Raw genomic sequence first — 14,096 nt, 5'->3', positions numbered from 1 at the left:
GATGAGCGACACCTTACAATGTGAAACATTTGGCAGCGGTATGCCATTGGTATTTATCCACGGCTGGGGCCTGAACAGTGCTATTTTTAAACCGGTGGCGGATAAACTGGCCAGTCGATATCAAGTTACCTTGATAGACCTGCCCGGCTTTGGCGATAATCAACACATAGCACCAAGTGAATACTCACTTAGCGTGATAAGCAACTTAGTTGCCGACTGCATTACCCAGCCGAGCGTAATTTTAGGTTGGTCGTTAGGTGGTTTGGTGGCCACCGAGATCGCCCTGCATCACCGCAATCTAGTGACGGGTTTGGTGACCATTGCCTCGAGCCCGTACTTTGTCCAACAAGACAATTGGCCGGGTATAAAAGCTGAATTGTTAACCTCGTTTCATCGACAATTAGCAGCAGATAGTGACAAAACCATCAGCAACTTTTTAAAACTTCAAGCGATGGGTAGCGAGCATGTCGCAAGGGACATCAAAGAAATTAAGAGCTTGTTAGCATCGCGGCCAAAAGCCAATGAACGGGTGCTAGACGCGAGTTTATGTTTGTTAGAAACCGTTGATTTACGTTGTAAAATTGCTGATTTAACGGTACCTTTTTTACGGTTATATGGCCGCTTAGACTCACTCGTACCCAAGGGGATGATAGAGCAGATGGACAAACTCGTGCCCAATGCGGACCGATACGTGTTTCATCGCGCATCGCACGCGCCGTTTATTTCACACAAAGAAGAGTTTTACACTGTGTTGTCTGACTGGCTAAACGGTATCCAAGACGGTCAACGCTAGCAAATAACTCTCGCCAAACGAAGATAAGCGACACAGCGACATAATAAGAAAGCCATACAAAAACAATACAAAGACAATACAACAGCAAGAGAAAACGATAATAATCAACCAGGGAGCCTAACTATGTCACCACTTGCACAACCACTTACCTTGCCGTGTGGCGCGGTGATAAACAACCGTTTGGGCAAAAGCGCGATGACCGAGGGGCTTGCCGATCCCTTCGATCGACCCACACCTGAATTGAATAACTTGTACCGCACCTGGTCATTGGGTGGAACAGGTCTACACATTACCGGTAACGTGATGATCGACAAGCGCTATTTAGAACGCGCAGGCAACGTTGTTCTCGAAGACGACAGCGACTTGGATAAGTTTAAAGCATGGGCAAAAGCCGGTACTGAAAGCGGTAATCACTTGTGGATGCAAATATCACACCCCGGTAGACAGTGTCCGCGTTTGGTTAATATCGAACCAGTGTCGCCCTCTGCCGTACCGCTAAAAATACTGGGCTTATTTGCGCAACCCCGCGCGCTAACGCAACTGGAAATTGATGACATCATTCAACGCTACGCCAACAGTGCGGCCTTAGCGAAGCAGGCCGGCTTTACCGGCGTGCAAGTTCACTGCGCGCATGGCTATCTCATTAGCCAATTTTTATCACCTAAAACAAATCAGCGCCAAGATAAATGGGGTGGTAGTTTAGAAAACAGAGCCCGCTTTGCTCGCCATGTGGTACGCGCCGTTCGCCAAGCCGTGGGGCCGGATTTTCCCGTATCGGTTAAACTCAATTCGGCCGATTTTCAAAAAGGTGGCTTTACCTTAGATGACTGTGTGCAAGTAGCTAGCTGGCTCAGTGAAGACAGCGTTGATTTATTAGAAATATCTGGCGGTACCTACGAGCAGTTATCACTGATTGGCGTAGAAGCGACCGAGGTAAGAGAAAGTACACGTCGGCGTGAAGCCTATTTTATTGAGTACGCCGACGTCATCAAACAGCACACCAAGATCCCGTTGATGATCACCGGTGGCTTTCGCTCGCGGGTGGTGATGGAGCAAGCGGTGGCTAACGGGGAAGTCGATATGGTTGGTTTGGCCCGTCCTCTATGTACCATGCCCGATGTATCTGATAAATTATTAGCGCAAACAATTGATCAAGTAGACGATTATGAGCATACGCTAAAAATGGGAGAAGGGTTTTGGGGCAACAATAGCCCTTTGCAACTGATCAAAACCATTAACAGCGTTGGTCAAGTTAGCTTCTATTATCAGCAAATGATCAATATGGCACACAACCGCAAGGTGACCGCCCCATCTAACGTATTGGGGCTATTTATTAAACACTTATACAACGATACCGGTTTAAATATACAACGAAAAAAAGCACAAAAACACGCGCCTTAATCCGCATTCATCATACAGATAGGCGCGTTAGTCGGTACAAATAGAAAAGGGCTTTACATGGACAACCTAATGCAGCTGTTGCAACATTATCTCAGTTTTAGTGGCGATAATGTGTTTTTACAAGCAACCATTATTATTGCGTTATCACTGATTGTTGCGTGGGTAATCGATCGCATTGTCATATCATGGGTTAAGCGCATTGCCGAACGCACCGAGGGTACCCTAGACGATCAACTGGTTGAGCTACTGCACCAACCGCTGTTTTATTCGGTGGTGGTGTTTGGTATTTCAATCGCCTCGCGCATTGTTCAGTTACCCGACAATATCGGCAATGTAATCTTCCCAATTTTTTATACCCTGCTATTAGTCCTTTGGACCTTGTTTTTTATTCGTATAACTCGCATTAGCTTGCGACGAATGGCTGCAAATGACAAACATTTCAAGGTGCTGCACATGCAAACCTTGCCACTGTTTGAAAATTTGGCACTGATTGTCATTCTTATTTTATCGATATATTTCATTCTATCGTCGTGGAGTATCGATATGTCGGCGTGGCTCGCCTCAGCCGGTATCGTCGGTATTGCGGTGGGTTTTGCCGCCAAAGACACCCTAGCCAATTTGTTTTCCGGGGTGTTTATCATGGCCGATGCGCCTTATAAAATTAAAGATTACATTGTCTTGGAAACAGGCGAGCGCGGTGAGGTAACCAATATCGGTTTGCGCAGTACTCGTATTTTAACTCGCGATCACATTGAAATTACCGTGCCCAATTCAATGATGGGCAACACCAAAATTATTAACGAGTCAGCTGGGCCAAGCACCAAGTCACGTATTAGAGCGCAAGTAGGTTGTGCCTACGACAGTGATATCGACTTAGTGCAAGAAGTGTTGATGCAAGTTGCACAAGAAGAAAAAGAGCTGTGTCGATTTCCTCAACCGGTGGTGCGGTTTCGCGCCTTTGGCGGTTCAAGTCTAGATTTTGAATTAATGGGCTGGATTGACTTACCCGAAAACCGAGGTCGTATACTGCATCAAATCAACAATGCGATATTCAAAAAATTTGCCGAACACAACATTGAAATCCCATATGCTAAACGCGACTTATACATAAAAGAATTACCGAGTAACGTTGATTTATCAACGCTAACGGTTGATGCGGACAAATCGGCGGTAAGTGGTCAACGCGGCGGTACCATGTCGTGATTAACTGGCCCGCGATTATTAAACACGACGGCGAAGATGAACTGATTTACATCGCCAACCGCGAACAGTGGCTCAACGATGAAGAAATGTTGCTGTATTTTTTTACCGATGCAGACGTATTAATTGACAGCCTCGGCCAAGTGTTTAGCTTGCCCGAGGTGCAAAGCAACATTGACAGCGCTAATGTACTGGCGGTTGCAACCGTTGACCAAATAATGGAATTGGTACGCGCCCACGCGGCGCTATTGGCGCATTGCTGTGTCGCCAAAATTGGCGCCGACAACACCGAGCAAGCGATTGAGCTGGTGAAATCCATGAGTGAGGACACAAACTCGTAGTAAGTACCAACTTACACAGTATCCATTACTATTAAACAACAGCTGTTACTGATAAATACTGTCATACACAAGAATATGACATAGATAACAATAAGATAAACCGTACAAGGCGCTAATACACACACGCATCAAATACACACTATAGGCGTTGCTGGCAGCGCTGCTGTGCCGTTGAGCGAGGCTGTGTTCGCGCCCCAACCGATGCAACACATTATTAACAAACTGTCACAGCTTTGATGGGCAGAAGTTTATAAAATAGCGCTCGGTAAAGTGGCTGCGTATCGTAGCTAAACGTTTTAGGGGTATTCATGAGATTAATCGCCACACTGATGTTGATTTTCATCATCGGCTTATTATTTATGGCCAATACAGGCCAAGATAACGTGTTTTTTCAACTAAAGCGCGATTTACCGTTTGGCGATAAAATTGGTCATTTTATGCTGTTTGGCGGCTTGGCGATGCTGGCTAACTTTGCCGTGCGCTTTCGCCATGTGGCTGGTTTTACTTGGCTGCAATACGGCAGTGTAGCGGTGCTGGCGCTTTCAACATTGGAAGAATTTAGCCAAATCTTTATTACCACACGTACCTTTAGTTTGTACGATTTGGCCGCTAACTTTCTTGGCATCAGCTTATTCACAGTGCTGTCTATCGCCTTGGGCAAAGCCATTCCGCGCTACAATCAGCGCTTGTTGCAAGTAACCGAGCCGTAACAGCATAGACTTTGCTGGTTATCACACCTTGGCATTCATTTTTGTGCCGATAAAAAAAGCCGCATAAAGCGGCTTTCTTACATTGGCTACTGGGTCACAGCATACCGTATGAGTTCAATGCGTATTAGGCAATACCGTATTGCGCGCGATAGGCTTTAACCGCATCTAAGTGCTCAGCCATGTCGCTGTTTTCAGTTAGGTAGCTGATCACATCATTTAAGCTCACAATCGACACCACTTGGGTGTCAAAATCACGTTCAACTTCTTGAATCGCCGATAGCTCGCCTTGACCTTTTTCTTGACGGTCTAAAGCAATTAACACACCCGACAATTGTGCACCATTGGCCTTAATGATTTCCATTGACTCGCGAATTGCGGTACCTGCGGTGATCACATCATCAACCAACATTACTTTGCCTTCAAGCGCAGAGCCAACTAAGTTACCGCCTTCGCCATGGGTTTTGGCCTCTTTGCGGTTAAAGCAATATGGCACGTCAATGTTGTGCTGATCAGCTAGTGCCACAGCAGTGGTAGTAGCAATCGGAATGCCTTTATAAGCGGGACCAAATAGTAAATCGTAATCAATACCTGCATCGACCAAGGCTGCGGCGTAAAAGCGACCTAAACGCGCTAAATCTCGACCGGTATTAAACAAGCCGGCATTGAAGAAGTACGGGCTCGTGCGTCCTGACTTTAAGGTGAATTCGCCAAAACGTAAGACGTTTTTTTCAAGAGCAAACTGAATAAACTCGCGTTGATAATCTTTCATCGTTATCTCGGTAATTACTACTAATTTAAAGCCGCTTGTTGAGCGTCAAATAATTCATTGATACCAGCTTTTGCCAACAGCATCATTTCGTTCATTTCTTCAAACGTGAATGGCGCTTCTTCGGCAGTACCTTGAACTTCAATTAACTTGCCGGTGTCGGTCATAACCACGTTCATGTCAGTTTCGGCAGCGCTGTCTTCAGGGTAGTCGAGGTCGGCAACAGCCACACCGTCATAAATACCCACAGACACGGCGGCAATCATGTGCTTAAGCGGGTTGGTTTTAACCAAACCTTTGCTACGCATATGATTAAGCGCGTCGACTAGGGCAACGCAAGCACCTGTAATAGACGCGGTACGAGTACCGCCGTCGGCTTGAATCACGTCGCAGTCTACGGTGATAGTGTTTTCACCAAGGGCTGCTAAATCAACCGCGGCGCGCAGTGAACGCGCAATTAGGCGAGAAATTTCTTGAGTACGACCACTTTGTTTGCCTTGCGTGGCTTCGCGGCGCATACGGGTGTGCGTTGAGCGCGGTAACATACCGTATTCAGCAGTGATCCAGCCTTTGCCTTGGCCTTTCAAAAATCTCGGTACACCTTCTTCTACAGTCGCTGTACAGATCACTTTGGTGTCACCAAACTCGATTAACACTGAGCCTTCTGCATGCGCAGTAAATTGACGGGTAATAGTTACCGGGCGAATTTGCCCTGCACTTCTGCCACTTGGTCGCATAGTCTTTCCTAATGTTGAAATGATAATGGCGCGCATTATAAAACGTATCCACTAAGTTTAATAGAGCTACACGGGTTTGCTGTGCTATTTTGATCCTAGGTGCATCTTGTTGAAATTTAGTTAATACTAGTACGGTCGTATACATAACCTTGGGCAATTTACCAAAAATCCATTATGAATGTTTGCTGTAATCAAAACGCATTTAAATCATTGTTAAAACAACTTACTGGTGTGCTGTTGTGTATGCTGCTATGGAACAATACCAGCCTGGCTAGTGACAGCGCATCAAATAGCGACCTACCGTTGTATTCCACCGTATACGACGCCAAGCGCGATGCCTTTAGTGATGCTCGCGCCGCCATTAAACTCGCGGGTGAAAGCAATCGTAATGTGTTAATAGAAATTGGCGGTGATTGGTGTACTTGGTGTCACAAAATCGATGCCTTTTTAACAGCAAACCCCGACGTGTACCAAGCGTTGCACAACAACTTTGTGTTGTTAAAGGTTAACGTCAGTGATGAAAATGACAACGCCAAATTTATGGCCAGTTTTCCAAAAGTACTTGGCTATCCGCACATGTATGTGGCAACCACCGAAGGCAAAGTGATTTTGTCAAAAGACACGGCGGAGTTTTTAGATCAATCGGGCGTTGAGTATTCACGCCAAGCGTGGCTGAGTTTTATCGATACGTTTAAGGCGGCGAATAATCAAGCCAATTTGCGTCAATTTGAATTGAATAAACTCAACCAGCGCCACACAACAACCAACGATTAACCGATATTATAAAAGCAAGGTTTCTGTATGAACTCCTTTTTTGAGCAACACTATCAAACCCCTGCGGCGATAAAAAAGCGCATCTCACGGCGGGCATTTTTAAAGTCAGCGGCAATGACCGCCGCTGCTGCAGGTGCGGCTAGCGCCACCAGGCTAAGTTGGGCACAAGACCATGTATCGCACGTTGATTTTACCGCAGAGCCTTGGCGTACCTTAGATCAGGTGATGCAGCATTTATTGCCAAGTTCCGCATCAGGCCCTGGGGCAAAAGAATTTCACGCCATTAACTACCTGTATTTATTGCTGACTGAGCAACCCATAGACGATGCTGAAAAGCAGTTTGTAAAAAAGGGTGTGGGCTGGCTCAATGGATATACGAACAAGCACTTCAACTCCGAGTTTTATCAACTAAGCACCAGTGATAAACAACAAGCCCTAACGGCAATAAGTAAATCACGCGCGGGTGAAAACTGGCTAAGCACATTAATTACCTATATTTTTGAAGCCATGTTAGCGCCAAGCGCATACGGCGGAAACCCCAATGGCATTGGCTGGCAATGGCTACAACACAAGCCTGGTTTTCCCATGCCTACTAACGGCAAACGCTACTTTGAACTCGATGCCTACGGTCGCATCGACATCAAACAACAACCCGATGCAGACAAAGACAACAAGGCGCGCTAATGAAAAACAATTATGATGCAGTGATTGTCGGCAGTGGTGCAGGCGCTTCGCCGGTTGCTTACCAGCTGGCCAAACAAGGTAAACAGGTTTTGGTCTTAGAAAAAGGGCCGTGGCTTAACGAAGGTGACTTTTACAAAGACGAGTTAGCCTGCTGTCGCCGTACGACCTACTCACCTAAGCTTGAGGATGAACAGCACGTTATTGAAGAGGAATACCTTGACGACAACGGCAATAGCTACTGGCAAGGCGAAGCGACTAGCGAGTCGGGTTGGGACTTTTGGAACGGCAATATGGTGGGTGGCTCATCGAATTTAATGAGTGGCTATTTTCATCGCTTAAAACCCATGGACTTTCGCTTAAAATCAGAGTTTGGTGACATTCAAGGCGCCAACATTGCTGATTGGCCGATTAGCTACGATGAATTAGCGCCGTATTACGATATGGTCGACAACATTGTTGGTGTGTCGGGCAAAGTGGTACAGCACCCATATCTGGAACCACACAGCAGTGATTACCCTTTTCCGCCAACGGCCGAGCACCCAATATCGGCTTGGATAGACGATGCCGCCAAGAAGCTCGGCTATCACACTTTTCCAGTTCCACGCGCCATACTGTCGCGCCCAGCGATGGGTCGTCGAAGTTGTGAGTATTCAGGTTATTGTTCAAATTATGGCTGTGCCTCTGGTGCCAAAGGCAGTGGCCGTGCGGCTCTGTTAAATCACGCAGTAGCCACCGGTAACTGTACCATTCGCCCCCACAGTAAAGTGTTTAAATTAGAGTCTAATGAACAGGGGGAAGTCAGTGGCGTGTGGTACTACGACAAACACAATCGCCAACACAAAGTGACCGCCAACATTTATGTGGTAGCTTGCCAAGCCATTGAAACATCGAGGTTATTATTGGCATCTACAGGGCCTAAACACGCCAATGGCTTAGCCAATAATAACAACCAAGTGGGAAAAAATATGATCTTTTCTGCTGGCGGAACAGGCCGTGGAGATTTTGTCTTTAGTGACATCGGCAAAGAGCAAGAAGCACAGCTTCGCGTAGTCGGCCCGTTTATCAACCGCGCGTTACAAGACTGGTACAAAATCGATGACAAAACCTTTGGGGCACCGAGTAAAGGTGGCACCATTGATTTCTTATTTCATCAAAACCCGATATCTAAGGCTGGCGCCACCAAGTGGAACGACGACGGCGAGTTGGTTTGGGGTGAGCAACTTAAAACCAACTTACAAGAGGCGTTTAATTTTGGCAAAACCCTGCGTTTTGAAGTATTTAACGACTGGTTACCCACCGATAATTGTTTTGTTGAGCTTGACCCTGAGACCACCGACAAATGGGGCGACCCCGTTGCCAAAGTGCGCATTGGTGCTCATCCCCACGATATTAAGGTAGGAGAATATCTAAGCGCCAAAGCTGAATCGCTACTGCATGCCATGGGAGCAACCAATATCAGCTCTTCGGTCAGCAGCTACCCGCCGGCAAATTTACAAGCCGGTGGTTGTCGTTTTGGTGACGATCCTAAAACATCGGTACTTGATCGCAACTGTAAGGCGCATGATGTCGACAACTTATATATTACCGACGGTTCGTTTATGCCCACCGGAGGTAGCGTACCCTATACCTATACCATTTACGCCAATGCGTTTCGCGTGGCTGAGCACATTGCAAAACGGTTGAGCTAGTAACGGCGACTAAGCCAACTAGCGTTTGCCCAAATAGCGCGGGTGTAGCATAATCTTAGGTAGCAATTGGCACACATCAAATATCGTTAGGCGTGCCGATTGCCCTTTAGATTAACAACACAAGGGTAATATCATGATCCATTCAATGACGGCATTCGCGCGCCACGAAGTAAAAAGCGACTGGGGCAATGCCATTTGGGAAATTCGCTCGGTTAACCAACGCTTTTTAGAAACCTACTTTCGCCTACCTGAACAATTTCGCGGTTTAGAACCAGTGCTACGCGAGCGTTTTCGCAAACAACTGGCCCGCGGTAAAGTAGAGTGTAGCTTGCGCTTTAATGCCAACCCTGCGGCAAAAAGCAATTTAACCATTAACGAAAAATTGGCAGAACAGCTGATAAGTAGTGCCCAATGGATTAACGACAAAGCCGGCAACCAAGGCTTTAACCCAGTAGACATTATGCGCTGGCCAGGCGTAATGGAAGCCGAAGAAGCCGATATGGATGCCATTTCGGCCGAATTACTCAAAGGTTTTGACCAAGCACTTAACGATTTTATTGCCGCCCGCGCATCAGAAGGTGCCAACATGGCCACGCTTATTACCGACCGCCTACAAGCCATTGGTGAGCAAGCAACCAAAGTAAAAGCGCACATGCCTGAGATCATCAAATGGCAACGCGAGCGCATTCAAGAAAAATTCAACGATGCCGGCATCGATCCCGACTCAACGCGCCTAGAGCAAGAACTGGTGCTTATGGCACAAAAAATGGACGTAGATGAAGAAATCGACCGCCTGTTTAGCCACGTAAAAGAAACCCAAAAAATCCTTAAAAAAGGTGGTGCCCAAGGCCGCCGCTTAGATTTTATGATGCAAGAGTTCAACCGCGAAGCCAACACCCTAGGCTCAAAATCAATCAACACCGACATCACCGCAGCTGCAGTGGAATTGAAAGTGCTGATTGAGCAGATGAGAGAACAAATTCAAAATATCGAGTAGGAAATCATATGTTTTGACTGAGTCCCCAAAAGCCATATATGCTGTGGGACTCAGTGATACTTCGTTAGGTAAACGGAAAACTCTATAAAAGCGATTCAGATTTTAAGGGAGAGTTACATTGCACTTTTTAGTTGAATTCAAGAACTTTATTACCTAGAAAAATCGTTACACTATCTCAACCACCTCGAACAATTACAGTCCCCCCCTCCCCCTAACGGAAAAGTTTCGCAGAAATGTAACTCCTACTTTTTTTTTACTTTGATTATTGTAAAATCGCGCTGTATTTCTAATAAATTAATCGCGAAGGAAAACCATGATCGAATCGCTGTTGCTAACTATCGATCCCGAGCTGTTTACCAGCTTTGTAATTCTATTAATTGTCATTGTATTCTTTTTGTCGACATATTTGATTCGCCAAAATAAAGCTCACGAGTTTGTCCAATATACCCCCACTTTACTTACCACAGTTGGTATATTTGGCACATTTGTAGGTATAGTTATCGGCCTAATGGAGTTTGATCATACACAGATTGATCAGAGTATCAGCGCCTTGTTGGCGGGCCTCAAAACAGCGTTTATCACCAGCTTGGTAGGCATGCTATCTTCAATAGTGTTTAAGTCCCTTTTGACAACACCTGTATTAAAACCAAAACAAGGAATAGAACAAGTATCTGTGGCATCTCCTGAAGCAATCCTTGGAGCTATACAAACTCAAGTAAAAGAAACTGTCGCACTAAAAGAGGCACTTGTAGGCAATGAGGAGTCTACTTTATTCGGTCAACTTAAAATTATGCGAGGCGATGTCAATGACAATGCCAAACTACATAAGCAGCTTCTTGAGGAACAAAACGAAAAGTTGGTAAAGAATTTCAATGAGTTCTCTGAAAAGCTTTGGCTAAAATTGCAGGATTTTGCGGATACCCTATCGAAGTCGGCAACAGAAGAAATAATCGAAGCGTTGAAGCAGGTTATAGCTGATTTCAACAACAATTTGACTGAGCAATTCGGCGACAACTTTAAGCAGTTAAATGAAGCTGTCATAAAGCTTGTTGAATGGCAGGAAAACTATAAACAGCAATTAGAACAGATGAATGCACAATATGAACACGGCGTTCAATCTATCGCATCAACAGAAGCCTCTATCTCCAAGATAAGTCAGGAAGCCCAGGTAATTCCTGAAACAATGAATAACCTTAAAAATGTACTTGAGGTTAACCAACATCAAATATCAGAGTTAGATAACCACCTAGAAGCGTTTAAAGATATGCGTGATAGGGCAGTTGAAGCTGTTCCTGAAATACGTGCTCAGGTAGAAAGAACAGTAGCAGATATTAGCGGTGCAGTGAACGATGCCAGTAAGCATTACGAGAGACTTTTAACTGAATCAGACGAATTTATCAATAAACACATCAGCACATCGGAAGAGCTACTGACCAAATTTAAGTCTGAAACCGAATCTAACATCGAAGCTATTGGAACTAAGCTAATCGAAAGCTCTGAAAAAATGGGCAAGGAAATAGACTTAGCTGGCACCGAGTTTACTAATAACACAGCGCGTACTAATGAAAGCTTGCAGACCTCCTCGGACTATTTAGCTGAGCAATCTGCAAAGATTAAAGCCACCCTAGACGACACCATCACCGACCTTAATAACGCATTCAGGGATATGATTGCCAAACTAGTAGACGATGCAAAAGTACTAAATACAACGTTTAAAGAAGCCAATACCGACCTAATTTCTGATACACAAAAAGTCCGTGATTCATTTGTAAATTCAACTGAGAGCTTGCAACAACAGTTGCAATCAATGCTTGAAGAATCAGCTAAACAGCAAATCAGCCAAGCCCAACGTACTTTTGACTCAATGGAGCAATCAGTTAAACAGCAAATAGGCTTAACAGATGAAGCGGTAAAAGAGCAGCTAGGCTTGATTGATCAAAGCATGCAGGCTGAGATTCAGCGGGTCATGAATGAAATGGGTCGCTCACTTGGTAAGATCGCTGGCAAGTTTACTCAGGATTACCAACAGCTAACCAATGCCATGCACAAAATTGTTCGTGAGAAAGCAGAATTCTAATGAAAGCGATATTCGGTGAAAACAAGACTATATCTGAAAGCGGAGAGCATTGGCTTACCATTTCTGATTTAATGGCTGGACTTATGATGGTTTTTTTGTTTATTGCCATAGTCTTTATGCGCCATACGATGCAAGAAAGTCAGAAAATTAAAGATGTTGCCGTTGCCTATCAAGAAAACCAAGTCGCCATCTATGAAGCTTTATTACAAGAATTTGAAACAGATCTTCCTAAGTGGGGCGCAGAGATTGATAAGGAAACATTGTCATTCAACTTTAAGTCACCTGACGTGTTGTTCGACAATGGAAAGATCGATCTAAAACCTGAATTTCAACTAATCCTTAACGATTTTTTCCCTAGGTACCTAAACGTATTAAAACCCTACAGAGCCTCTATGGATGAAGTGCGTATTGAAGGGCACACGAGCAGTGCCTGGAATAGCACAAGCACCGATAGTGAAGCTTACTTCAACAATATGCGATTATCACAGGGCAGAACCAGATCTGTACTAGCATACCTATACGGCTTGGTGCCAAGTGAGACCAAATGGATAAAAGCAAACATCGCCGCTGTTGGCTTTTCATCGTCACGACTTGTAGTCGACGAATTTGGCAATGAGAATGCTGAAAAGTCTCGTAGAGTTTCTTTTAGAGCCATCACTAACGCGCATATCCAAATAAAGCGTATCCTGGAAACAAGTTAATGAGAATACATGTTGACTTGTCATTACTGCACAATGCGGTAGAGCAAATGGGAGCCAGCTCTGTAAATTTCGATGATTTGATCTTTGAGGAAGCTGGTGAGCTAAATGTTGGGATAACCATTTCAGGTGTGCTTGATAAAGATATCTCTCTATCTGAAATTACACATGAGAATGGCGTCCTTAATTATAAAGGTCACCAAGTGATGCTTTATATTCCAGATCAAGGCGATGACATCGATACGGTTTTAGTTGATGGAAGCCAAGGAAGACGAATACACATAGCCGAATGCTCTACTATAGATCTAATGCGAGATACAGGAAGATTCCCGCGATATGAGGTTACCAACAATACCGATGGGGACTATGCAGTCTACGGTACAAGTGAGCAGAGTGGCGAGCATTTAGAGGGCTCGGCCGATTTAAAAGTATGTAAAAACTGCTTAAGCAAGTTGAATTATCAAGGGTACGGTGGATTTAGTGGTTATCAAAAAAAAGAAATTTTTAATCGCTTTAACTTTGAGGAGTTTTTCAAAACTTATAGTTCATACTTTAGTAGTTTGCCGCCCAAGAAAAGTACAGCCGTAGATAAATATACACCAGACTGGCCGACTATTTCATCTAGGCTAAAAAGTGAAAACAATCATACCTGTGAGCAATGTGGAATCAACCTTTCTGACTATAAAAACCTTCTGCACGTTCATCATGTTGATGGAGTCAAATCAAACAACAGCATCAAAAATCTAAGGGTTGTCTGTGCCGATTGTCATAAAAAACAGCCAAATCATGAACACTTATATATAAAACCAGATGACGTAGTCACTATCAATAGACTTCGCAGAGAACAGCACAAGCTTGATACGGCCAATTATTCACAAGCTATTAGTTATGCTGATACCGCTTTAATGGGTCTGCTAATGAAATGTAAACAAACAAGTTTGCCGGCTCCCGAACTTGGATTAATTGCTCTGCATAATGAAGTTAACATACCACTTGATTTGTCTTGGCCAAGAAAAAAAGTTGCAGTAATAATTAATTCAGCAAATGCACCGGTTTTAAAAAGTAAAGGCTGGAATGTTTTCTCGGCGCAAGAAGCGTTAAACAACTTTTCTAAATTCCAGAAATATACTCGCTAGCCACCGGCGTTTTGCAATAACTATTAATTTGAAGAGGCAGCTACTAGGCCATACCTGAGACATTTTCGTTACCGCCACAAGGTCGTTTAGCGAC

Annotated in this window: 14 protein-coding genes; 12 read left to right on the top strand and 2 right to left on the bottom strand. The window is 44.6% G+C overall.

Translation table 11 applies throughout. The annotated features are described in order from the left end of the window. Window position 1: 1 nt before the first annotated feature. The 5 genes from bioH (at window position 2) to ACAY30_RS01285 (ending at window position 4,445) form a co-directional block, all read left to right on the top strand. Window positions 2-793 (top strand): pimeloyl-ACP methyl ester esterase BioH, encoded by a 792-nt coding sequence (gene bioH, locus ACAY30_RS01305; RefSeq protein ID WP_290251154.1) that lies wholly within the window; start codon window positions 2-4, stop codon window positions 791-793. A gap of 123 nt (window positions 794-916) precedes the next feature. After that, window positions 917-2,194, top strand: a complete 1,278-nt coding sequence (locus ACAY30_RS01300; RefSeq protein WP_290251155.1) for an NADH:flavin oxidoreductase/NADH oxidase family protein — start codon at window positions 917-919, stop codon at window positions 2,192-2,194. A gap of 57 nt (window positions 2,195-2,251) precedes the next feature. Then, the gene (locus ACAY30_RS01295) at window positions 2,252-3,397 is read left to right on the top strand and encodes a mechanosensitive ion channel family protein (protein ID WP_290251156.1); all 1,146 of its coding nucleotides are present in this window, start codon (window positions 2,252-2,254) and stop codon (window positions 3,395-3,397) included. Then, window positions 3,394-3,735, top strand: coding sequence for a DUF4144 family protein (locus tag ACAY30_RS01290; protein WP_290251157.1), 342 nt, complete (start codon window positions 3,394-3,396; stop codon window positions 3,733-3,735). The genes ACAY30_RS01295 and ACAY30_RS01290 overlap by 4 nt, the downstream gene beginning before the upstream one ends. Window positions 3,736-4,043: 308 nt before the next feature. Next, window positions 4,044-4,445 (top strand): VanZ family protein, encoded by a 402-nt coding sequence (locus ACAY30_RS01285; RefSeq protein WP_290251158.1) that lies wholly within the window; start codon window positions 4,044-4,046, stop codon window positions 4,443-4,445. Window positions 4,446-4,569: 124 nt separating this feature from the next. Here the strand turns inward: ACAY30_RS01285 and pyrE are convergent, their stop codons facing one another. Next, the gene (pyrE, locus tag ACAY30_RS01280; RefSeq protein ID WP_290251159.1) at window positions 4,570-5,214 is read right to left on the bottom strand and encodes an orotate phosphoribosyltransferase; all 645 of its coding nucleotides are present in this window, start codon (window positions 5,212-5,214) and stop codon (window positions 4,570-4,572) included. Window positions 5,215-5,234: 20 nt separating this feature from the next. Then, window positions 5,235-5,948 carry a ribonuclease PH gene (rph, locus tag ACAY30_RS01275; RefSeq protein WP_290251160.1) on the bottom strand — a complete coding sequence of 238 codons (714 nt, stop codon included), beginning with the start codon at window positions 5,946-5,948 and terminating at the stop codon, window positions 5,235-5,237. Window positions 5,949-6,122: 174 nt separating this feature from the next. Here rph and ACAY30_RS01270 point away from each other — a divergent pair, with 174 nt between their 5' ends. The 7 genes from ACAY30_RS01270 (at window position 6,123) to ACAY30_RS01240 (ending at window position 14,002) form a co-directional block, all read left to right on the top strand. Continuing rightward, entirely contained in the window at window positions 6,123-6,722 is a 600-nt protein-coding gene (locus ACAY30_RS01270) for a thioredoxin family protein (protein ID WP_371189987.1), read from the top strand. A 27-nt stretch (window positions 6,723-6,749) separates the two neighbouring features. Beyond that, complete coding sequence (locus ACAY30_RS01265) at window positions 6,750-7,406, top strand: gluconate 2-dehydrogenase subunit 3 family protein (RefSeq protein ID WP_290251162.1); 657 nt, start codon at window positions 6,750-6,752, stop codon at window positions 7,404-7,406. Further along, window positions 7,406-9,094, top strand: coding sequence for a GMC family oxidoreductase (locus tag ACAY30_RS01260; RefSeq protein WP_290251163.1), 1,689 nt, complete (start codon window positions 7,406-7,408; stop codon window positions 9,092-9,094). The genes ACAY30_RS01265 and ACAY30_RS01260 overlap by 1 nt, the downstream gene beginning before the upstream one ends. 133 nt (window positions 9,095-9,227) lie before the next feature. After that, on the top strand, window positions 9,228-10,091 hold the full coding sequence (locus ACAY30_RS01255; RefSeq protein ID WP_290251164.1) for a YicC/YloC family endoribonuclease: 864 nt from the start codon (window positions 9,228-9,230) through the stop codon (window positions 10,089-10,091). Between the two features lie 313 nt (window positions 10,092-10,404). Continuing rightward, complete coding sequence (locus ACAY30_RS01250) at window positions 10,405-12,168, top strand: MotA/TolQ/ExbB proton channel family protein (RefSeq protein WP_290251165.1); 1,764 nt, start codon at window positions 10,405-10,407, stop codon at window positions 12,166-12,168. Further along, entirely contained in the window at window positions 12,168-12,869 is a 702-nt protein-coding gene (locus ACAY30_RS01245; RefSeq protein WP_290251166.1) for an OmpA family protein, read from the top strand. The genes ACAY30_RS01250 and ACAY30_RS01245 overlap by 1 nt, the downstream gene beginning before the upstream one ends. Next, window positions 12,869-14,002 (top strand): HNH endonuclease, encoded by a 1,134-nt coding sequence (locus ACAY30_RS01240; RefSeq protein WP_290251167.1) that lies wholly within the window; start codon window positions 12,869-12,871, stop codon window positions 14,000-14,002. Before ACAY30_RS01245 ends, ACAY30_RS01240 begins: the two co-directional genes overlap by 1 nt. Window positions 14,003-14,096 lie beyond the last annotated feature (94 nt).

This window comes from Thalassotalea ponticola, from assembly GCF_041379045.1.
Classification (GTDB): Bacteria; Pseudomonadota; Gammaproteobacteria; order Enterobacterales; family Alteromonadaceae; genus Thalassotalea_A; species Thalassotalea_A ponticola.
This window is presented reverse-complemented; position numbering and strand designations above follow the sequence as displayed.